The organism is Streptomyces sp. NPDC001852, assembly GCF_042891825.1.
Taxonomy (GTDB): domain Bacteria; phylum Actinomycetota; class Actinomycetes; order Streptomycetales; family Streptomycetaceae; genus Streptomyces.
In genome coordinates, this window is sequence record NZ_JBIATN010000014.1 from 161,005 (window position 1) to 181,855 (window position 20,851).

The 20,851-nt window shown below is 72.9% G+C and carries 21 protein-coding genes; 6 read left to right on the top strand and 15 right to left on the bottom strand.

The genetic code is table 11. The features are described from left to right. Positions 1-3: 3 nt before the first annotated feature. Genes ACFYZB_RS24815 through ACFYZB_RS24830 form a run of 4 tightly spaced genes read right to left on the bottom strand, consistent with a single transcriptional unit; the run spans position 4 to position 3,792 of the window. Entirely contained in the window at positions 4-672 is a 669-nt protein-coding gene (locus ACFYZB_RS24815; RefSeq protein ID WP_351209617.1) for a response regulator transcription factor, read from the bottom strand. Further along, positions 669-1,958, bottom strand: a complete 1,290-nt coding sequence (locus ACFYZB_RS24820; protein WP_388762419.1) for a sensor histidine kinase — start codon at positions 1,956-1,958, stop codon at positions 669-671. The genes ACFYZB_RS24815 and ACFYZB_RS24820 overlap by 4 nt, the downstream gene beginning before the upstream one ends. Positions 1,959-2,005: 47 nt before the next feature. Further along, entirely contained in the window at positions 2,006-2,857 is an 852-nt protein-coding gene (locus ACFYZB_RS24825) for an ABC transporter permease (protein ID WP_388762421.1), read from the bottom strand. After that, positions 2,854-3,792 carry an ATP-binding cassette domain-containing protein gene (locus ACFYZB_RS24830; protein WP_351209611.1) on the bottom strand — a complete coding sequence of 313 codons (939 nt, stop codon included), beginning with the start codon at positions 3,790-3,792 and terminating at the stop codon, positions 2,854-2,856. The genes ACFYZB_RS24825 and ACFYZB_RS24830 overlap by 4 nt, the downstream gene beginning before the upstream one ends. 202 nt (positions 3,793-3,994) lie before the next feature. Here ACFYZB_RS24830 and ACFYZB_RS24835 point away from each other — a divergent pair, with 202 nt between their 5' ends. Next, on the top strand, positions 3,995-4,900 hold the full coding sequence (locus tag ACFYZB_RS24835; RefSeq protein ID WP_388762424.1) for an amidohydrolase family protein: 906 nt from the start codon (positions 3,995-3,997) through the stop codon (positions 4,898-4,900). A gap of 37 nt (positions 4,901-4,937) precedes the next feature. Here ACFYZB_RS24835 and ACFYZB_RS24840 read toward each other — a convergent pair whose 3' ends face one another. The 4 genes from ACFYZB_RS24840 to ACFYZB_RS24855 form a co-directional block, all read right to left on the bottom strand. Continuing rightward, on the bottom strand, positions 4,938-5,312 hold the full coding sequence (locus ACFYZB_RS24840; protein ID WP_388762426.1) for a hypothetical protein: 375 nt from the start codon (positions 5,310-5,312) through the stop codon (positions 4,938-4,940). 62 nt (positions 5,313-5,374) lie between these two features. Further along, the gene (locus ACFYZB_RS24845) at positions 5,375-5,701 is read right to left on the bottom strand and encodes a hypothetical protein (RefSeq protein WP_388762428.1); all 327 of its coding nucleotides are present in this window, start codon (positions 5,699-5,701) and stop codon (positions 5,375-5,377) included. A 189-nt stretch (positions 5,702-5,890) separates the two neighbouring features. Further along, on the bottom strand, positions 5,891-6,118 hold the full coding sequence (locus ACFYZB_RS24850) for a hypothetical protein (RefSeq protein ID WP_388762431.1): 228 nt from the start codon (positions 6,116-6,118) through the stop codon (positions 5,891-5,893). A 119-nt stretch (positions 6,119-6,237) separates the two neighbouring features. Continuing rightward, entirely contained in the window at positions 6,238-7,068 is an 831-nt protein-coding gene (locus ACFYZB_RS24855; protein WP_388762433.1) for a TrmB family transcriptional regulator, read from the bottom strand. A 296-nt stretch (positions 7,069-7,364) separates the two neighbouring features. Between ACFYZB_RS24855 and ACFYZB_RS24860 the strand changes: the two genes are divergently transcribed. Beyond that, complete coding sequence (locus tag ACFYZB_RS24860) at positions 7,365-8,591, top strand: S8 family serine peptidase (RefSeq protein ID WP_388762435.1); 1,227 nt, start codon at positions 7,365-7,367, stop codon at positions 8,589-8,591. A 58-nt stretch (positions 8,592-8,649) separates the two neighbouring features. Here the strand turns inward: ACFYZB_RS24860 and ACFYZB_RS24865 are convergent, their stop codons facing one another. The 4 genes from ACFYZB_RS24865 to ACFYZB_RS24880 all read right to left on the bottom strand — a co-directional run bounded on the left by ACFYZB_RS24865 (position 8,650) and on the right by ACFYZB_RS24880 (position 14,298). Further along, positions 8,650-10,908 (bottom strand): transglycosylase domain-containing protein, encoded by a 2,259-nt coding sequence (locus ACFYZB_RS24865; RefSeq protein WP_388762438.1) that lies wholly within the window; start codon positions 10,906-10,908, stop codon positions 8,650-8,652. Positions 10,909-10,928: 20 nt separating this feature from the next. Next, complete coding sequence (locus ACFYZB_RS24870) at positions 10,929-13,109, bottom strand: bifunctional polysaccharide deacetylase/glycosyltransferase family 2 protein (RefSeq protein ID WP_388762440.1); 2,181 nt, start codon at positions 13,107-13,109, stop codon at positions 10,929-10,931. A 14-nt stretch (positions 13,110-13,123) separates the two neighbouring features. After that, entirely contained in the window at positions 13,124-13,759 is a 636-nt protein-coding gene (locus ACFYZB_RS24875) for a hypothetical protein (protein WP_388762442.1), read from the bottom strand. 77 nt (positions 13,760-13,836) lie between these two features. After that, entirely contained in the window at positions 13,837-14,298 is a 462-nt protein-coding gene (locus tag ACFYZB_RS24880) for a DUF1877 family protein (RefSeq protein WP_388762445.1), read from the bottom strand. Positions 14,299-14,721: 423 nt separating this feature from the next. Between ACFYZB_RS24880 and ACFYZB_RS24885 the strand changes: the two genes are divergently transcribed. Continuing rightward, entirely contained in the window at positions 14,722-15,354 is a 633-nt protein-coding gene (locus ACFYZB_RS24885; protein ID WP_388762447.1) for an RNA polymerase sigma factor, read from the top strand. 151 nt (positions 15,355-15,505) lie between these two features. Further along, positions 15,506-16,327 (top strand): hypothetical protein, encoded by an 822-nt coding sequence (locus ACFYZB_RS24890; RefSeq protein ID WP_388762450.1) that lies wholly within the window; start codon positions 15,506-15,508, stop codon positions 16,325-16,327. 116 nt (positions 16,328-16,443) lie between these two features. On the opposite strand, the gene ACFYZB_RS24895 is transcribed toward ACFYZB_RS24890, so the two are convergent. From ACFYZB_RS24895 to ACFYZB_RS24905, 3 genes are all read right to left on the bottom strand, one after another. Continuing rightward, the gene (locus ACFYZB_RS24895) at positions 16,444-17,640 is read right to left on the bottom strand and encodes an NAD(P)/FAD-dependent oxidoreductase (protein WP_388762453.1); all 1,197 of its coding nucleotides are present in this window, start codon (positions 17,638-17,640) and stop codon (positions 16,444-16,446) included. Between the two features lie 105 nt (positions 17,641-17,745). Continuing rightward, positions 17,746-18,693, bottom strand: a complete 948-nt coding sequence (sigJ, locus tag ACFYZB_RS24900) for an RNA polymerase sigma factor SigJ (RefSeq protein WP_388762456.1) — start codon at positions 18,691-18,693, stop codon at positions 17,746-17,748. 10 nt (positions 18,694-18,703) lie between these two features. After that, positions 18,704-19,132, bottom strand: coding sequence for a winged helix-turn-helix transcriptional regulator (locus ACFYZB_RS24905; protein ID WP_388762459.1), 429 nt, complete (start codon positions 19,130-19,132; stop codon positions 18,704-18,706). A gap of 99 nt (positions 19,133-19,231) precedes the next feature. Between ACFYZB_RS24905 and ACFYZB_RS24910 the strand changes: the two genes are divergently transcribed. Both ACFYZB_RS24910 and ACFYZB_RS24915 read left to right on the top strand, forming a co-directional pair. Further along, positions 19,232-20,173, top strand: coding sequence for an NADP-dependent oxidoreductase (locus ACFYZB_RS24910; RefSeq protein WP_388762461.1), 942 nt, complete (start codon positions 19,232-19,234; stop codon positions 20,171-20,173). 160 nt (positions 20,174-20,333) lie between these two features. Beyond that, positions 20,334-20,843 carry a DUF2269 domain-containing protein gene (locus tag ACFYZB_RS24915; protein ID WP_388762463.1) on the top strand — a complete coding sequence of 170 codons (510 nt, stop codon included), beginning with the start codon at positions 20,334-20,336 and terminating at the stop codon, positions 20,841-20,843. The last annotated feature ends 8 nt before the right edge of the window (positions 20,844-20,851 follow it).

Below are 20,851 nucleotides of genomic sequence, written 5' to 3' on the forward strand. Positions count from 1 at the left end.
GCGTCAGCCCGACTGGGGTCGGGCCAGGCCGTGGTCGTAGGCGAAGATCACGGCCTGGATGCGGTCGCGGGCGCCGATCTTGGACAGGACGCGGCCGACGTGGGTCTTCACCGTGGACTCCGACAGGACGAAGTGCGCGGCGATCTCACCGTTGCTCCACCCCTTGCCGATGGCGACGAGGATCTCGCGTTCGCGGTCGGTGAGGGAGGCCAGTCGCGGGTCCTCGGCGGAGCCCTCACCCGCGGGTGGCACGAGACGGGCGAACTCGGTCAGGAGGCGGCGGGTGAGCGCGGGGGCGATCACGGCGTCTCCGACGGCCACCGCGCGGATGCCGGCCAGGAGTTCCTCGGGGCGGGCGTCCTTGAGGAGGAAGCCGCTGGCTCCGGCGCGCAGCGCGGCGTACACGTACTCGTCGATGTCGAAGGTGGTCAGGACGAGGACACGGGAACGATCGCCGGCGGCGACGATGCGGCGCGTGGCCTCGATGCCGTCCATGCCGGGCATCCGTACGTCCATGAGCACGACGTCCGGACGGAGTTCGGCGGCCTTGCGCACCGCTTCGGCGCCATGGGCCGCCTCCCCGACCACCTCGGTCCCGGGCACGGAGTCCAGGAGCATGCGGAAGCCGTACCGCTGCAGCGGCTGGTCGTCCACGACGAGCACGGTGGTCACCGGGCACCGTCCTCGGGAGTGAGGTCGAGGTCGGCCCGTACCGTCCAGCCCGCACCCGCGGGGCTCGCACTGACGTGCCCTCCGTAGAGCGCCGCTCGTTCCCGCATGCCCACCAGGCCGTGTCCTTCCTCGTTCGCCGTGCGGGGACGGCCGGCCGGGCCGAGCGGGCCGGAGTCCTGGACGGTGATGGTCAGCCGCGCGTCCTCCACGACGATCGCCAGGTTCGCACGCGCGCCGACCCCGGCGTGCTTGAGGGTGTTCGTCAGGGCCTCCTGCACGATGCGGTAGACCGTGAGCTGCACTCCGCTGTCGAGGGCGTCGGTGTCTCCGGCCGTACGGTAGACGACCTCCAGGCCGGCGGCGCGCACTCCCTCGCACAGCGCGTCGATGTCCGCGAGGCCGGGCTGCGGGCTCAGCTCGGGTTCGGCCGGCGGACCGTCCGCCTCACGCAGCACACCGAGCACCCGGCGCAGTTCGCCCAGAGCCTGGCGGCCGGTGTCCCCGATGAGGTGCAGGGCCTCCTCGCCCCGTTCCGGAGCGGCGCCGGCGGCATAGGCTCCCGCGTCGGCGAGGGTGATGATGACGGACAGGTTGTGGCCGACGATGTCGTGCATCTCCCGCGCCACCCGGGCCCGCTCGGCCGCGACGGCGAGCCTGCCCCGCTGGTCGCGTTCGATCTCCAGCCGGGCCGCGCGGTCCCGCAGCCCGGCCAGCTGCGCCCGCCTGATGCGGACCATCAGGCCGAGCGCGAGGGCCGCGGTCGCCGTGCTCAGCAGGAAGAAGAGCGCGTCCCAGACCGAGACCGCCGCCGAGACCCGCGCCGCGACCAGGCCCAGCGCACCCGCCATGACCACACAGGCCCAGGGCAGCTGCCGTAGCCGCCCGTGCAGGGTCAGGCTGTACAGGGCGACGAAGAGGGCCACGTCCGCACGGAGTGCGGCGCCGAGGGACCACTGGACGACGAACACGGCCGCGACGGCGCCGAAGGCCACCGCGGGCGCCCGCCGCCGCCACAGCAGCGGCAGCACCAGCCCGAGCTGCAGGGCCAGCATGCCGGCCACGGGCAGCTCGGTGAACGCCAGGCGGAAGCGGCGCCGGCCGTCGCCGTCCCCGCCGAACCCGTGGCCGTGCAGCAGGTCCGGCAGGCAGAACATCAGGAAGACCAGCACCACCACCGCGGTGTCCAGCACCCACGGGCGGGCCTGGTCGGCGTGCCGGAGCCGCTGGCCGGCCCGGCCGAGCCGGGCGACCAGCGGCCCCATCCCGCTGAGATCGTCGGTGGTCATGGAACTCACCCGTCCATGATGCGCGCCCGTGATGCGGGTGCCCTCGCTCAGACGTCGCTGCGCAGCAGCCGGTACGCCGCCCCGGCCAGCGCCAGTGCCGTCCAGCCGAGGAAGACCAGCAGTCCGGCGGAGGGCGACAGGGTGGTGGAGTCATGGGTCAGCGCGAAGATCGACTCGCCCGCGTGGCTCGGCAGGTAGGGGTCGATGTCGCCCTGCCACGAGGTGGGCAGCAGGGAGACCAGTCCGGGCACCAGCATGAGGGCGGCGACCAGCACCGAGATGCCGCCGGCCACGGACCGCAGCAGCGCGCCCAGGGCGGCGCCGATCACGCCGACCAGGCCCAGGTAGAGCCCGGCGCCCAGCAGGCTGCGTACGACGCCGGCGTGGGAGAGGCCCATCGCGGCGGGCGTGCCGGACACGATCGAGCTGCCGACGAGGAAGGCGACGAACGCGCCGGCGGTCGCGACCACCAGGGCGACCAGTCCGTACACGGCGGCCTTGGACCACAGCACGGGCAGCCGGCGCGGTACGGCCGCGAGGGTGGAGCGGATCATGCCGGTGGAGTACTCGCCCGCCGTGACCAGCACGCCGAGCACGCCGAGCGCGAGCTGGGCGAAGTTCGTGCCGAACAGGGACAGGCTCACGGCCGTCGCGGTGGCGAAGTCGCGGTCCATGTGCCGGCCGGAGTCGAGGTTGGACTTGTAGTGGCTCGCCGCGATGACGCCGAAGGCCACGAGGAACAGCAGGCCCAGGCCGAGGGTGATCCAGGTGGAGCGCAGGGACCAGAGCTTGGCCCACTCCGAGGCCAGCACGCGCCGTCCGGTCACCCGGTAGGCGGGGCGGGCCTCGGCCGCCGGGGCGGACTCGGGGGTCTCGGGTGTCGCCGTGAGGGTGCTCATGCCGCGCTCCCGGAGGTGTCGGCGCCGGTCGTGGAGCCGTGGTACTCCACGGCGTCCCTGGTCAGTTCCATGAATGCCTCCTCCAGCGACACCGCCTTCGTGGTCAGCTCGAACAGCGGAATCCCGTGCTCGGCCGCCTTCAGCCCGATCTCCCGGGCGGACGCCCCGGTGACCTGCAGTTCCTCCGTGCCGACGCGGCCGGTGATCTCCACGCCCGGCCCGGCCAGCACGTCCCGCAGCCGTGCGGGGTCGTCCGTCGCGACCTTGACGGTGTCGCCGCCCGCCTCGCGGACCAGGTCCCGTACGGTCGTGTCGGCCAGCAGCCGTCCCCGGCCGACGATGATCAGGTGGTCCGCGACCAGCGCCACCTCGCTCATCAGGTGCGAGGAGACGAACACCGTCCGTCCCTCGGCGGCGAGCGACGTCAGCAGATTGCGGATCCAGAGGACGCCCTCGGGGTCCAGTCCGTTCACGGGCTCGTCCAGCATCACCGTCTGCGGGTCGCCCAGCAGCGCGGCCGCGATGCCGAGCCGCTGTCCCATGCCGAGGGAGAAGGCACCCGCCCGCTTCTTCGCGACACTGCCGAGACCGGCGAGTTCGACGACCTCGTCGACCCGGCGGCGCGGAATGCCGTGGGTCAGCGCGAGGGCCCGGAGGTGGTTGTAGGCCGAGCGGCCCGGGTGGATCGACTTCGCCTCCAGGAGCGCGCCGACCTCCTGCAGCGGCGCCTGATGGCGGGCGTAGCGGTGGCCGTTCACCGTGACGGAGCCGCTCGTCGGCGCGTCGAGCCCGACGATCATGCGCATCGTCGTGGACTTGCCCGCTCCGTTGGGGCCGAGGAATCCGGTCACCGTACCCGGCTTCACGGTGAAGTCCAGGCCGTCGACGGCGGTCTTCTCCCCGTACCTCTTGGTGAGCTGCTGTGCCTCGATCATTCGCGTTCTCTCTCTCGGACTCCGGCGCCCGGCACGCCCGACGCCTCCTCCGCCACGCTAGGTCCGCGACCGCCCGGATCCGGTGGTACCGGGGACTGAACAGCGCGGGGCACGTGGTACCGGGGTACTACCCGGTCAGGGATCGACTCCGGCGGCCGGAAAGGGGTGGACCCTCCGCGCCGCGAAGGCCGATCGTGAGCACATGGACGATCACCGCACCGCGCCCGTCGACCCCGCCGAGGCCGATGAGGTCCGCCGTTTCTGGGGCCGGCTCGGTCTTCCCGGGCTCATCGACGTGCACACGCACTTCATGCCCGAGCGTGTCCTGCACAAGGTCTGGGAGTACTTCGACGCGAACGGGCCGCTGATCGGCGGGCTGGAGTGGCCGATCACCTACCGGCGGGAGGAGGCCGAACGCGCTTCGCTGCTCCGGGAGTTCGGCGTCCGGGCCTTCACCGCGATGCTCTACCCGCACAAGCCCGGCATGGCCCGCCGGCTGAACGACTGGGCGGTCGGGTTCGCCCGCCGCACCCCTGGCTGTCTGCACACCGCGACGCTCTACCCCGAGCCGGGTGCCGAGACTTACGTCCGCGAGGCGGTCGAGGCGGGCGCGCGCGTGTTCAAGGCGCATGTGCAGGTCGGGGACTACGATCCGGCCGACGAACTTCTCCAGCCGGTCTGGGGGCTGCTGGCCGAGGCGCGGATCCCCGTGGTGATCCACTGCGGCTCCGGGCCCGCGCCGGGCAAGCACACCGGTCCCGGGCCGATCGCGCGGGTGCTGGCCCGGCACCCGAGGCTGCGGCTGGTCGTCGCGCATCTGGGCATGCCCGAGTACGAGGAGTTCCTCGGCCTCGCCGAGCGGTACGACGAGGTGCGGCTGGACACGACGATGGCGTTCACCGACTTCACCGAGGCGTTCCTGCCGTTCCCGCGCCGGGCCCTGCCCCGGATCGCCGGGCTCGGCGACCGCATCCTGCTCGGCTCCGACTTCCCCAACATCCCCTACCGCTACGCGCACCAGCTGCACGCCCTGGAGCGCCTGGATCTCGGCCGGGAGTGGCTGCGGGCGGTGTGCCACGACAACGCGGCAGGGCTGTTCGGGCTGTGAACCGGGCCCGCCTCAGCTCCCAGTCGTCCTCGTCGTCCTAGTCGTCCTCGTCGCGCTCAGCCTGCTTGTGCTGCGCGCTCGACGACGGCTTGGCGAAGATGACCCGCCCGGGCGCGCCGTCCCTTCCCCTCGGGCCGCGACGACCTCTCCTGCCGGGATGGCCGTCATGCCCGTGCCGCCCCGGTCTGCCTGTCGGGCCGGTGGGGCCGGGCGGACCGGAGGGACCCGAGGGGCCGACCAGGCCGGGTGTGATGCCGTTCCCCTGGAGGTCGATGCGCCGGGCCTGGAGCTCGTCGAGCCGCTGCTGGTGGCCGATGAGTGCGGCTGCCTGCGCGGCCAGCAGGACAGTCAGCACCGCACCGAGCACAAGGCGGCGCCGCGGGCCACGCCGCGCCTCGTTTTCGCTGTTCACATCGCTCCTCATGCTGTGTGACGCCAAGGTGAAGGGGTGTTGTCCGCAACCGACGGAGGCGACTAGCTCGACGCCGGCGGGCAGACAGCGTCCTTGCCGTCCTTCCCGTCCTTGCCGGAACGACCCTCAGTCCCGTCTTTGCCGTCTTGCCCGTCCTTCCCGTCCTTCCCCGGCGGACCGATGGGGCCGGGAGGACCAGGGGGACCGGGCGGGCCGGACGGAGCGGCCTGGAGGCGCTCCTGGAGGCCGACGGGCTGTGCCTGCAGATCGTCGATCCGCATCTGCTGGGCGATGAGTACGGCTGACTGCACGACGAGCGCGACGGTCAGCACTGCGCCGAGCACAAGGGGGCGCCGCGGATTACGCAAAGCTTCAATCACGCTTCTCATATCATTTCCTCACACTGTGTGACGGGCGTGACCCTAGGCGAGGAAGCCTTCGAGGCGGCGGAACCCCGCGCGGTGCGGCGTCCGCACGTGCCCCGCTTGGCCGTACCCGTACACCCCTCCGGCCCACGCAAAGACCCCGGACCGGTCGCGGTCCGGGGCCTTCGGCATCCACTTCTCACATGAAGACAGCTAGCAATCCGTGAACTGCGCGCCTGGATTTCCCTCGCCGTTCAGCAAGTTGCCGGCGATGCCGTTGGCGATGCCCACCTCACCCAGGATGTCGATGCACCCGCCGCGATGCACGACCGCGCCTCGCGCGGTGGCGGCGGTGGCGGCGGTGGTGGCGGTGCCGGTGGCTATGAAGCTCACGCTAGCGATGACCGCAGCCGCCGCAGCGGCCTTGGAGAGCTGGCGCATGTGTCCTCCTTGGGTCGAGTGGAGCGCACCGTCGAAAGATCCATTTCGCGCTCCTTTCGGAGGCTAATCCGATATGCACCACAGCGCTCATCGGCAGCGCCATCCGGGGGCGCGCCCGCTCAGGTGAGAGGCCCCGGTGCATCCTGCTCCGGTCTCTGTGCCGCGTCTCTCCACACCGTGTGGAAAGCGAGCCGCAAACAGCCCGCCAGGGCCGGGTGTTCGATGAAGAGGGTGGTGGTGGAGTCGGTTCCGGCCACCGGGTCGGGCATGTCGCACAGGACGAGGGACGCGTCGGCGATGACGAGTTTCAGGGGGAGTTCGGGGGCGAAGCGGGCCTCCTCGCCCGCCGCGGCGAAACGCCGTACGTGGTCCACCGTCTCGGGATCGTCCAGAGCGTCGTCGAGGTAGATCGCGCGGACGGTGCCGCCCGACCGGTGGAGCCGGTGGACCACCGCCAGGCCGTCCGCGTTCTCGGTGGGGGCGACGAACGGCGGTTTGCAGAAGGTGAGCAGTTCGTGCCGGGCCTGCCGCTGGATGTCCGCGAAGCGTTCGGCGATCGCCTTCGGGTCGCGCAGGATCTCGATGTAGTCCAGCGGGTCGGTGTGGTCCCGCCCCTGGGACCACAGGGGTTGGAGGATGCCGGCCAAGTCCTGGGAGACGCGCTCCAGTCGGTCGACGGTCTCCCGTTGCGCGGCCATCAGGCGGGCGAGGGCCAGTTCGGGCGTGACGGCGGAGTACGTGGCCACCCGGCCGGGGCGGGTGGTGGCGAGTTGCCGTCGTACGAGCGCGTCCAGGACGTCGTACACGCGCTGGCGCGGCACGTCGGCCTCGCGGGCCACCTCGGCGGCCGTGTAAGAACCACGCCTGATGAGGGTCAGGTAGACCCGCGCCTCGTACCGGGCCAGACCCAGCGACATCAGGTCGTTGATGGTTCCGTCTTCAAGCTCCATGGCTGCACAACGTACCGGTCGCCGCCGAGGAGTTGAGGGCAAGGTTTTACCAACTGCCTCTGTTCTCTTCGGCAAATTCTCCATAACCTCGTACACAGCCACCACTGATCGTGGTGACAGCAACTGACAGCATGCCCGGAAGCGGCTCCACACGGCTACCCCCAACGGAAACCGCTTGTCATGTTCCTGATGACATACAGGTTTCCGGCCGCCGTCGTGGTGCCACCCATCCCCCCACGGAGGGCAGTTCTTTGCATTCCCATCGCAGAAGGAACCCGATACGCCGCAGCGCGCCCGTGCTCCTGTCTGCCGCAGCTCTGATCACCGGCGGCCTGGCCGTCGCCACCCAGTCGTCGGCCTTCGCCACGACCACCACCGCAGCGCACACGACGGCCGCCGCATCGACCACGACCTCCACGGTGCACACCCGCCCGCTGTGTTCCGAGCCGACCAAGCCCGGCTACATGGCCTGCCAGGCGGTCGTCCGCACCGACCTCGCGCCGCAGAAGTCCCTCGGCCGCCACGACACCCCCAAGGGCTTCGGGCCGGCCGACCTGCAGGCCGCCTACAACCTGCCCAAGGACGGCGGCAAGGGCGCCACCGTCGCGATCGTCGACGCGAACGACGACCCGAACGCCGAGAAGGACCTGGCGGCCTACCGGTCCCAGTACGGCCTGCCGGAGTGCAGCACGAGCAACGGCTGCTTCAAGAAGATCGACCAGGACGGCGGCACCAACTACCCGACCCCCGACTCCGGTTGGGCCGGTGAGATCTCCCTCGACGTCGACATGGTCAGCGCGGCCTGCCCGCAGTGCCACATCCTGCTCGTCGAGGCCAAGTCCGCGAACATGGACGACCTCGGCGCGGCCGTGAACCAGGCCGTCAAGCAGGGCGCCAAGTACGTCTCCAACAGCTACGGCGGCGGCGAGGAGGCCGCCGACACCCAGGCGGACGACAAGTACTTCAAGCACCCCGGCGTCGCCATCACCGTCAGCTCCGGCGACAACGGCTACGGCACCGAGTACCCGGCCGCCTCGCAGTACGTGACGGCCGTCGGCGGCACCTCGCTCAAGAAGGACAGCAGCACCCGCGGCTGGTCCGAGTCGGTGTGGGGCACGTCCGCCGGCGGCGAGGGAGCGGGCTCGGGCTGCTCGCAGTTCGACGCCAAGCCGTCCTGGCAGAAGGACACCGACTGCGCCAAGCGCGCCGTCGCGGACGTCGCGGCCGTCGCCGACCCGGCCACCGGTCTCGCCGTCTACGACACCTACCAGGCCAACGGCTGGAACGTGTACGGCGGCACCAGTGCCTCCGCGCCGTTCGTCGCCGGCGTCTACGCGCTCGCGGGCGCCCCGGGCTCCGGCGACACCCCGGCGTCCTACCCCTACGCCCACCCGGACAAGCTGAACGACGTCACCGACGGCTCCAACGGGTCCTGCAGCAACTACCTGTGCAAGGCGGGCAAGGGCTACGACGGACCGACGGGGCTCGGCACCCCGAACGGCGTCGCCGCCTTCACCAAGTAACCCGCGCAACCGGACAGTTCGCACCGCCCCGCCGGTCTTCCGGCGGGGCGGTGTGCTGTCAACGGCACTTGTGCGGGCGGCACTTGGTCCCGGTCGAGGGCGGCCCCGGTTTGGGGGCGGCCGTGGTGGTCGTCCGTTTGCCCGGTCTGCCGCCGGGGTGCTTGGCAGGGGCCCGGGTGGGCGAGGGTGAGGGGACTCCCGGCTCGTCGCTGCCGTGGCCGAGGGACGCCGGGGCCGGGAACGGGAGGTCGGGCAGCCCGGCCAGGGCATCGCGCATGTACCGGGTCCAGATCTCCGTCGGGATGTCCCCGCCGAACACCTTCTGCAGACCGCCGACACCGGCCAGGGACTGCAGCTGGGGGTGGGCCGGGTCCTCCTTGAACAGGACGACGGACGTGGCGAGTTGCCGGGTGTAGCCGATGAACCAGGCCGACCGGTAGTCGTCGGTGGTCCCGGTCTTGCCCGCCGCCGTACGGCCGAGGGCCCGTGCCCTGGTGCCGGTGCCCCGGGCGATGACGCCCCTGAGAACGTCGGTCACGTTGTCGGCGACCGCCGCCGGCAGGGCCCGTACCGGAGCGGGGACCGTGAATCCGGGCAGGACCGCCCCGTCGTGGGTCACCTCGGTCACCGAGTACGGCGTGGCCCGCATCCCGGACGCGGCGAACGTCGCGTAGGCGCCCGCCATGCGGATCGCGCTCGGGGTGGAGGTGCCGATGTAGAAGCCGGCGCTGGGCGCGGCGAGGCTCTCCGGGCGCAGGCCCAGGGTCTTCGCCGTACCGGCCACGTCGCCGTAGCCGACGTCCTCGCCCAGCTGCACGTACGGCGTGTTGACCGACTGCTCCATCGCCGTGCGCAGCGAGATGTACCCCCAGCGGTGCGAGGTGTCGTTGTGCTGGTGCAGGAGGCCGGTGGGGTCCTTGTCGTCGGTGACGTAGTTGCCCTGGCGGTCCTTGATCTGGATGCCGTCGTCGCCGTTGAACCTGCTCGCCGGGGTGATGGGCGCCGGCGTCGTGCCGGGTTTCAGGACGGCCCCGTACTGCAGCGCGGAGGCGAGGACGACCGGCTTGAAGGTCGAGCCCACCGGGACGCCCGAGGTGTCGGCGTTGTCCGCGTAGTGGGCCTGCTGGTAGCCGAGGCCGCCGTAGACGGCCACGATCCGGCCGGTCGCGGGGTCCACCGAGGCGGCGCCGGCCTGGACGTCCCGGTCGGCGGCCCGGTGGGCGGGGTCGAGGCGCTCGGCGCGCACCTGCGCGACGGCCTTGGCCAGTTCCGCCGTCTTCTTCCTGTCGAAGGTGGTGTGGATCTGGTAGCCGCCCCTGCTCAGGCCGCTGTCGGTGATGCCGGGGTCGTGGGCCTGGACGTACGACCGGGCCAGCTGGACCAGATAGCCGGCCTGGCCGGTGAGTCCCGAGCCGGGGGCCCACTTCCTGGGCGCCGGGAAGCCGGCCGCCGCGATGCGGGCGCGCTGCGCCTGCGTCAGGCTGCCCGTCGTGACCATCCGGTCGAGCACCCAGGACCAGCGGGCCTGCGCCTGCGACCGGGCCCGGGGGTCGGCGTCGGCGTACTGGAAGAGGCTCGGTTCGTTGACCGCGGCGGCGAGGAACGCGCCCTGGCTCACGGTGAGCTTCTCGACCGGGAGGCCGTAGTACACGCGGGCCGCGGCCTGGACGCCGTTGGCCTGGCGGCCGAAGTAGCAGGTGTTCAGATACCCCTGGAGGATCTGCTGCTTGCTCATGCTCGCGCCGATCTTGGCGGAGATCAGCAGTTCCCTGAACTTGCGGGAGAGCGTCTGCGACTGGTCGAGGTAGGTGTTCTTCACGAACTGCTGGGTGATGGTCGATCCGGACTGGACGTCGCCGCCCTCGGCCATGTGCACGAGGGCGCGCGCGATGCCCTGCGGGTCGATGCCCGGATCGGTGTAGAAGGAGGCGTTCTCGGCGGCGATGAAGTCCGCCTGCACGTCCTTGGGGACCTGTGCCAGGGTGACGTTCTCCCGGTTGACGCTGCCGTCGGTCGCCAGCACGGTGCCGTCGGACCAGTAGTAGACGTTGTTCTGCAGCAGCGTCGAGGGGTTCGGGTCGGGGATGGTGGTCGTGGCGTAGGCGTACCCGACGGCCGCGGCCAGTCCGCCGACGCAGAACAGCAGCGACGCGAGCACCTGCCGCCACGACGGCAGCCAGCGGCGCGGGCCGGTCCGGCCGGCGCGCGGATAGTCGATCCAACGTTTCTGCGTGCCGCTGCGACGCCTGCCGCGGGCGCCCGCCGCACGGCTGCCGGAGCCGGTGCGCCGCGGCGGTCGGCGCCGGGTTCCGCTCATGGGCTCGGATCACGTTCCTCTCAGTACCGGGCCGGCGGGGGCGACGGGGCCACCGGAGCCGACGGCAGGCTGCCGTAGCGCTCCATGCGCTGCCAGCGCAGGCGCGAGCCGGACACGGCGGTGAAGACGGACTGGATCACCACCAGATACATCAGCTGCCGGTAGACGAACTGCTGCAGCGGCAGGCTCCACAGCGGGCCGGGGCGCTCGCCGTCCAGGCGGAAGGCGTACAGGCCCATGCCGAGTTGCAGCAGCACGAAGGCCAGCCACAGGCCGGCGACCCGGGGCGGGTCGAGGAAGACCAGGCCGTACACGGCGAAGATGTCCACGACCGGCGCGAGCAGCGGCAGCAGGACCTGGAAGAGGAGGAGGTACCCCAGACCCCGGCGGCCCAGTTTGCCGGCGGCGCCGCGCTGCACCAGGGCGCCGCGGTGCTTCCACATCGCCTGCAGGGTGCCGTAGCACCAGCGGTAGCGCTGCCGCCACAGGGCGTTCAGGGACGCGGGTGCCTCGGTCCAGGCCACCGCGCCCTCCTCGTACACCACGCGCCAGCCGTCGCGGCACAGCGCCATGGTGAGGTCGGTGTCCTCGGCGAGGGTGACGTCGCTGACGCCGCCGAGGGCGAGCAGCGCCCGGCGGCGGAAGGCGCCGACCGCTCCGGGCACGGTCGGCATGCACTCGGCGAGGTCGAACAGCCGGCGGTCGAGGTTGAAGCCGACCACGTACTCGATGTGCTGCCAACGACCCAGCAGGCCACGGCGGTTGACGACCTTGGCGTTGCCCGAGACGGCGCCCACCCGCGGGTCGGCGAGGGGCTGGACGAGGGTGCGGACGGTGCCGGGTTCGAAGACCGTGTCGCCGTCGACCATGACCACCAGCTCGCAGGAGGCCGCGGCGAGCCCGGTGTTGAGCGCGGCCGGTTTGCCCGCGTTCTCCTGCCGGATCACCCGCACCCCCGGCAGCCGGAGCGACTCCACCAGGCCCGCGGTGCCGTCGGTGGAGCCGTCGTCCACCACGACGACCTCCACCGGATGGTCCGAGGCGATCAGCGACCGCACGGCCGCCTCGATTCCGGCGCTCTCGTTGTACGCGGGGACGATGACGCTGACCGGTTCGGTCACCTGCGGCCCCCAGGACCGGCCCCGGCGCCCCGTCCTCAGCTTTCGGTGCCGGCGGGCCGCGACGAGCAGGACCGCCGCGCGCAGCACGCTGATCGCTCCGGCCGCGTACATCAGCACGCCCAGCAGCCGTACGGCCCAGTCACCGGTCCGCAGCAGCGCGATGAGGGCCATCCCCTGGAGGTGGTCGCCGAGGCCGGCGCTCTGGACGGGCCCGGCCATGCCGACGGCGGCGCCGGCCGTGGCGAACCGGAAGCCCCGGGCCTTGAGCCGCGGGATCAGGGTGTTCAGCGCGGCGACGGTCTGGGAGCGGTCACCGCCGCCGTCGTGCATCAGCAGGATCTGCCCGGCGTGGCCGTGCGGGGTCGCGTTCGCGAGGATGCGGGCGATGCCGGGGCGCTGCCAGTCCTCGGCGTCCTGGGTGGAGAGCACCGTGACATAACCCGCCTGGTCGGCCTGCTTCAGGACGGACCAGTCGGCGTCGTCCAGCGCGGCGTTCGACGAGGAGTACGGCGGCCTCAGCAGTGCGGTGGTGACCCCGGCCGCGCCGGCCACCGCCAGTTCCGTCTCGCGCAGTTCCAGGGAACGCTGCCAGGGGGCGAGGCGGGACAGGTCGGGGTGGGTGAAGGTGTGGATGCCGATCTGGTGGCCGTCGGCGACCATCCGGCGGACCAGGTCCGGGTGGTCGACGACCTCGCTGCCGACGACGAAGAAGGTCGCGTGCACATGGTTGCGGCGCAGCACGTCGAGGATGCGCGGCGTCCAGACGGGGTCGGGGCCGTCGTCGAAGGTGAGGGCGATGGTGCGGTCCTTCACCCGGACGGTGTGCGCGGCGGAGGAGGCGTCCGCGATCACCGGGCCGCCGTGGGTCACCCGGGCGGGCACCGCGTCGCTCCGGCCGCGGGCACCGGTCACGTCGTCCGAGGTGATCCCGAACATGTGGTGGGTGTAGCCCTGCAGCAGCAGGGCCGTCGACAGGGTCACCGCGAGCACGCTCAGCAGGAGCCAGTGGGTGCGGGGGGTGATCCGGCGGGTGCGGCCGTGGCGGCGGACGGGGGCCTTGCGGCGTCGGCGGTCGGTCACGTCGGGGCCCCGGCTCACTTCACGGGCTTGTGGGCCGCGCCGAGGGCGCGTCCCTTCGAGGAGGGCGGGCGGGTGGCGGCGCGGGCCGTGGCGGTGGTCCCGGCATGCGTCGCGGTGGGGCCGGCCGTGGCCGCGGCGGTGGTCGGGGCCACGGTCTTCCGTACCGGGTTGCGGGGGTTCGCGCCCACCGCGGCGGGGTGCGCGCCGGCCGTCGGGCGGCCGGTGCCGGACGCGGAGTCGGGGGCGCTCAGGCGGGGCGTCGCCGGATGCGCGGGGTCCGGCTGCGGGACGAACGGCGCGCTGATGCCGGGGCCGCCCAGCAGGGTGCTGATCAGCAGGGCGACATAGCCGCCGGCGGGGATCATCAGCAGCCGGGAGGCGCGCAGCACGCGGCGCTGGCGTCGCCCCGAGGAGTCCACGAAGACGGGCCGCGCCGGCTCGCTCACCGGTACGTCCGGTGCCGCGTTCCGGTCCGGTTCCGGCACGGGGGGCAGGGGGTACGTCCACTGCGTCTGCCACGCGGCGTCCCAGGACAGCGTGGCCGTGTCGGTGACGGCGCCGCCGCCCTCGTGGCCGTGGGCATACGGATACCCGGCACCGCCGTACGGCTCCTCGCCGTAGGCTCCGCCGCTCTCGTCCATCCACTGCACGGGCCGTGTCCCCTGTCCTGGCCGACCGACTCGGTCGTCCGCATGGACAGAGCGCGGCGGCCCGGAACTGTTACACCTCACTCCTCGGGCACCCACTTCACCACCGCGTCTCCACATTCGGCGGTGCGTGTGTAGAACGCCGTCAGCTCCTGGTGCGCCACCGCGAACGCGCGCCATGTCCCGGGCTCCTCCCGCACGCCGCCGTAGCGGGGCAGCAGTGCGTCCCGGGCGAAATCCCACAGCGCGTCGAAATCGGCCCTCGCCAGGTACCGGGACACCCGGCGGACCTGGGCCGCGGTCAGCACCAGCAGCGGTGGTCGGTGCCGGTCCGCGCGGAACACCGGCCGGCCGCCGAGCACCACCTGGGTCTGGGGCCGGTTCTGGGCAGGGGGGTGCGGGCGGGCGCCGGTGTAGATGCGCTCCTGGTCCCGGTAGCGCCGGACGGTCTCCGAGTCGCCCTCGAAAAGCCGTTCCAGCCAGGTCGAGCTGTTGCGCAGTGCCGGCGGCGGCACCGCGCGCAGACGGAGGTACGCGCTCATGACCGAAGGAGCGCAGGGGGACGCCGAAGCATCACAGGGCGGGGACGGGGCGCTGCGCGCGGGGCGGCCGGGACCCTGGGCAGTGGTCGGGGTCCCCGGCCGCCCCAGCCCTCTCCGTGCCACCCAAGGGGGGAGAGGCGGGGACACGGAGAGGGGTCCGGGAAGGGCTGCGGCACCGGCGCCGGTGAGCGGCCGGCCGGCGCGGTACCGCACCCGGCACTCACCCAGCGCGCGGCCCGCGGGAAACGTCACCCGACCGCGGCCACCTGTCACCTGCGGCCCTCACCAGCGGCCCCTGGTACGTTGTGACACTTCTGTGCGGGCAGACGCTGAGCACCATGGGGCCGTCGATGCGACCGGTGCGCGACTGACGGCACGAACGGGCCACGAACGGGCCACGAACCGGCGTGAACGAGGACAATCTTGGGCCAGGTACGGCAACCCCGGCGCGTACAGGCGTACGACGGGGAACTGGGCGCGGCGGTCGCGCGGGCCCAGGAGGGCGACGAGGCCGCCTTCGCGGTCGCCTACCGGTTCGTGCAGCCCGGCCTGCTCGGCTATCTCCACGGCATCGTCGGCGACGACGCCGAGGACGTGGCTGCCGACGCCTGGCTGGACATAGCCCGCGACCTCGGACGCTTCAAGGGCGACGGCGCCGGCTTCCGCGGCTGGACCGCGACCATCGCCCGGCACCGGGCGCTGGACCATCTGCGCCGCCAGCGCGTGCGGCCCCGGGCGGGCGGGACCGAGCAGGACGTACTGGACCTGCCCGGTCCGCACAGCACCCATGAGCAGGCGCTGGAGTCCCTCTCCACCGAGCGGGCCCTGGAACTGGTCCGTGGCCTGCCGCAGGACCAGGCCGAGGCGGTGCTCCTGCGGGTCGTGGTCGGCCTCGACGGCCCCGCCGCCGCACGCGTCCTCGGCAAGCGCCCCGGAGCGGTGCGCACCGCGGCCCACCGAGGCCTGAAACGGCTCGCGCGCCAACTGGGCATCGGCGGCGAGACGGAGAAGGGTGTGACGGATGGGGCCTGCCGGACGCTGGGGGAGTCGACATGAACGACTCCTGCGACAGCGGCCGGCGGACCGGCAGCGGGGCGGGCGCACCGAAGGAACCGGTGCCCCGGACGACTTGGTGCACCGCACGCGACCTGGTGCACCGCACGAGACGAAACGGCCGGACAGGAACGGACGGGAACGGAAGACGGACATGGGTGAACGGCTGAGCGGCGACGGACGACCGGGCCGTCGACGTGGGCAGTCCGGCGCCGTGTCCAGCGCGCCGGACACGGCTGACGCCGCCGCGCTGGAGACGGCACTGGCCGCCGTCCTGCGCCCCGGCGATCTCGACCCCGGGGCCGAGCAGCGGGCCCTGGCGGCCTTCCGGGACGCCCGCGCCACGGGCGCGCACCACGCGCGTACCCGGCGGCGGGACGACTGGCGCCCGGCCGCGGAGCGGCGTACCCGACGGCCCCTGAAGATGACGTTCGGCGCGGTGTTCGCGAGCCTCGCGCTGGGTGGCGTCGCCGTCGCGGCCATCGGCTCCGTCGGCCCGTCGACGCACCGGACCGATGCCGGCTCGCAGGGCGGGCACCGCTCGGCGGTCGCCCCGGTCCGGCCGGGCGGTGCGGATCCGTCGGCTCCCCCCGGCGGCTCCCGGCGTTCGGGCCCCTCGGCCCACGCCCAGGACATCGAGGCCCACTGCCGTGCCTACGAGCAGGTCCAGGGCCGGGGCCGGGCGCTCGAGGCGCGCGCCTGGCAGCGGCTCCTCACGGCCGCCGGCGGCGAGGACAAGGTCGCCGCGTACTGCGCGGAGCAGCTGAAGCGGGCGGGCGCCGAGCCGAGCGCGCCGGCCCACAAGGGCAAGTCCGGGGCGAGCACGGGAGACGCCGGCAAGGGCACGGCGGGCGGCACCGGCACCTCGGGCCACGGCGCCTCCGGAACCGGCACCTCCGGAGACAACTCCGGCGGCACGGACGGCTCGGGCGGGAAGAGCAGGCCGAGCGGCGGAAAGAGCGGCGGGAAGCACTAGGTGTACTGGGCCCTGTCGTCGAACTCCCGCCGTCCGCCCGGAGGGCGGGCCTCGCGAGCCCCGCGATGGAGGTGCCCGGCCGAAGGCGCCGGCGGTGTGGGTGCCATGCGGCGGGGTCAGCCCCGTGCCGCGACCGTCGCGCCCGCCGCGGCCGGCTCCCGCACCACGCGGCGGCGCCGGGTCGGCATCCCGAAGGTCGGGTGGGCGACGCTCCAGGCCGCGCCCTTGCAGACCAGTTCCTTGTAGACGGCGGCGAGCCGTCCGGTCAGGGCCGCGCCGACGGCGCGGTCGTCGGCGGTGACGTACTGGATCAGGCCCTCCCTGCGGCCCAGCGAAATGCACTGGTTGTAGTAACGGATCGGTACGTTCGGGACCTTGCCGCCGGTCAGGCGGGCCGCGATGGCGTCCGCGGCCTGCCACGCGGTGAAGCCGCCCGAGGCGCACGACATCCGCAGCGGCTTGTCGCCGGGGCCCATCGCCATGGCCGCGTCGCCGACGGCGTACACATCCGGGTGCGAGACCGAGCGCATGGTCCCGTCGACCACGATCTGCCCCGTGCCGGTGACCTCCAGGGCGGTGGCCCGCGCGATCGGGTGGACGGCGAAGCCGGTGGTCCACACGGTGACCGCGGCAGGCACCCACGCACCGTCGGCGGTGGCCACGCGGTCGGCCTCGACGCCGGTGACCGCCGTGTGCTCGTGCACGGTGATGCCGAGCCGGTCGAAGACCTTCCGCAGGTGCCGGCGGCCCTTGGGCGAGAGCCAGTCGCCGAGGCCGCCCCGGGCGACGAGGGCGACGTCCAGGTCCGGACGGGCCTCGGCGATCTCGGTCGCGGCCTCCAGGCCGGTGAGGCCGCCGCCGACCACGACCACCGGCTGCCCGGCGTCCAGGCGGGCCAGGCGCTCACCCAGCCGGAGCGCTCCGGAGCGGCTCGCGATCTGCTCGGCGTGCTCCGCGGCGCCGGGGACACCCTGGTCGTCCCAGCCGCTGCCGAGGGCGTACACGAGGGTGTCGTACGGCAGTTCCTCGGCTCCGTTCGCGCCGTCGACGGCGACGGCCCTGCGGTCGACGTCGACGCCGGTGACCCTCGCGAGCTTCAGCGCGACGCCGGTGCCCGCGAACATGTCGGCGAAAGGAAGGGACGTGAGGTCCTGGCCGACCGCGAGTTGGTGCATCCGGACGCGTTCGACGAAGTCCGGTTCGGCGTTGACGAGGGTGATGGCGACGTCTTCGCGGCGCAGCCGCCTGGCGAGGCGCCCGGCGGCGACGGCTCCGGTGTATCCGGCTCCGAGAACGACGATGCGGTGCTGCATGTCCCTGCTCCTGTCCTGTCTCCTGTCCTGCGCGGACTCGCCCCTTGAACCGGGCGGCCCGCCGTTTCCTGACAGGCAGGCGATGTGAAGCACCTCACATCGGGATCAGAAGGCCTCCTCGAGCAGGGGGTCGCCGTGGTCGGTGGCCGCCCACTGCCGGGTCGCGCGTTCCAGCTTGTCGGGGTTGACCTGGTTGCGGACGGCGGCGATGCCCTCGGCGGTGACCTCCAGGCACATGACGCCCACGACCCGGCCGCCGACGACGGCGACCAGGGCGGGGCCGCCGTTGGCGGTCGTGACGTAGACCTCGGACGGGCCGCCGACCAGACGGCGCTTGGCCTCGCTGGGCTTGAACAGCCCCCGCAGGAACTTCGCGACGGCGAGGGCGCCCTCGAACGCCTTGGCACGGGCCGGGACCTTCCCGCCGCCGTCGCCGACCGAGACGGCGTCCTGGGTGAGCAGCCGCACGAGCGGCTCGGTCCTTCCGCTGGTCGCGGCCGCGAGGAACTCCTCGACGACCCGCCGGGCGGCGGCCTCGTCGACCTCGGCGCGGGCCCTGCCGTCCGCCACGTGCCTCTTGGCCCGGTGGAAGATCTGCTGGCTGGCGGCCTCGGTGAGGTCGAGGATCCCGGCGATCTCCCGGTGCGAATAGCCGAAGGCCTCCCGCAGCACGTACACCGCCCGCTCGCCCGGGGACAGCCGCTCCAGCAGGGCGAGGACCGCGTACGACACCGACTCGCGCTGTTCGGCCGTGTCGGCCGGCCCGAGCATCGGGTCCCCGGCGAGCAGCGGCTCGGGCAGCCACTGGCCCACATAGGTCTCGCGCCGCGCGCGGGCCGAGGCGAGCTGGTTGAGGCACAGGTTGGTGAGCACCTTCGTCAGCCATGCCTCCGGCACCTCGATACGCCCGACGTCGGCACCCTGCCAGCGCAGAAACGCCTCCTGCACGGCGTCCTCGGCCTCACTCGCGGAACCCAGCAGCCGATAGGCGATGGCCTCCAGCCGCGGCCTGCACGCCTCGAAGCGGTCCACGTCGTCCACGGTGAGCACCATGCCCGCGATCCTAAGACCTGATCCGTGATTCACCAGAGGGTGAACAACGAGCCGTGCGCGCGTCGAACTCCTCTCGCGCGGCCCGGATCGCGGCGATGTTCGTCTGCGACCAGTCCGTGATCTGCTGGATCAACCCGCCCACCTCCCGGCCGAGTCCGGTCAGCCGGTACTCCACGCGCGGGGGCACGGTCGGATACAGGGTGCGGGTCAGCAGGCCCTCGCGTTCCAGGGCGCGCAGGGTCTGGGTGAGCACTTTCGGGGTGACGCCGTCCAGGCGGCGGCGCAGTTCGGCGAAGCGCATGGGACGGCCGTCCTCCAGCGCCACCAGCACCAGCATGGTCCATTTGCCGGCGATCAGTTCCAGCACGGCACGGGTGGGGCAGTCGCGCAGGAAGACGTCCACGCCACCGTGTTTCCTGAGGTCGAAGCCGGTATCCATGAGGAACCTCGATATCAGACAGGTGCGTTCTTCCGCAGGTGATCGCTCGGGCCGAGCATGGAACCACCGCGAACTGCGTTCCCCTGACGAGGAGTTCCGATGCCCGGCCGCCGCATGCACGCCATCGTCCAGTCCGCCTTCGGCGGTCCCGAGGTGCTCGCCCACACCGAGACCGACGTGCCCGAACCCGGCCCCGGGGAGGTGCTGCTGCGGGTCGCCGGCGCCGGGGTGAATCCGGGGGACGCCGTCATCCGGGCGGGCAGGGTGCCGGGACTGGTGGAACTGCCGTGGACGCCGGGCAACGACGTCTCCGGCGTCGTCGAGCGGCTCGGCGAGGGCGTGACCCGGTTCGCGCCGGGTGACAAGGTGTACGGCATGCTCCCGGTCGGGCGGCGCGGTCCGTACGCCGAGTTCACCGTGGCACCGGCCGGAGCGCTGGCTCCCGCGCCCGCCAACCTCGACCTGGTGCACGCGGGGGCCGTACCCCTGGTGGCGTTCACCGCCTGGCAGGCGCTCGCCGAGCTGGCGCGGGTCCGGCCCGGCGACCGGGTGCTGATCCATGCGGCGGCGGGCGGCGTGGGGCACGTCGCGGTGCAACTGGCCAAGGAACTCGGCGGGTACGTCATCGGCACCGCGCGTGCCGCCAACCACGGCCTGCTGCGCGAGCTGGGCGCCGACGAGCTGATCGACTACACGGCCGCCGACTTCCGGACCACCGTGGCTCCTGTGGACGTCGTCCTGGACCTGGTCGGCGGCGCCTACGGGCCGCGCTCCCTCGACGTGCTCCGGCCGGGCGGCCTGCTCATCGGTGCGTCGATCGACCCGGGCACGGACGAACGGGAGGCCGCCGCGCGGGGGCTGCGCTACGTCTGGGTCACCGCCGAGCCCTCGGGGGAAACGCTGGAGCACATCACCGAACGCATCGAGACGGGCCGGCTGCGGGTCCTGCTCCAGGGAACCTACCCGCTGTCCGAAGCCGCCGCGGCCCACCGCGCGATCGAGACCGGGCGCACCATCGGGAAGATCGTCCTCGTGCCCTGACCGGAGAGCGAGCACGGTCGGGTCGCCGGGGGCCGGGGTGTCCGCCGCGTAGGCGTACTCGGCCGGGCGCAGCGGACGTTACTTCCCCCGTCGGACGCGCCGGGGCGGTGCGGCGGGCGAGTCTGGTCGGGCGCCCGGACCCGGACCTGGAGGAAGCGAAGTGAGCCGTCGATTGTCGCCACGGGCCCGCAAGAGCTGGGTCGTCGTCCATGTGGTCGCCTCGGTCGGCTGGCTGGCGCTGATGCTCTGCCTGCTCACCCTGGGGGCGACGGCACTGGCGACGGACGACGCCGGCACGCTGCGGACGGCGTACCGGGCGATGGGGATGCTGGGCGACGCCCTGGTCGTCCCGCTGAGCCTGCTCACCCTGGTCAGCGGGGTGGTGCTGGGCCTCGGCACGCCCTGGGGCCTGTTCCGCCACTACTGGGTCGCCACCAAGTTCTGGCTGACCCTCGCGGCGACGGTGGCCTCGGTCTTCGCCCTCACCGCCCGGCTGCACGACGCGGTGCGCGCGGTCGACCGGCATCCGGCCGGATCGATCGCGGCCATGCACCTGGGGGCCGTCCGTTACAACACGGTGATCGTGCCGTCCGTCGCGCTGCTGCTGTATCTGGCGCTGGTCGTGCTGTCCGTCTTCAAGCCGTGGGGGCGGCGGGGCACCGGGAGCTGAAGGAGCCC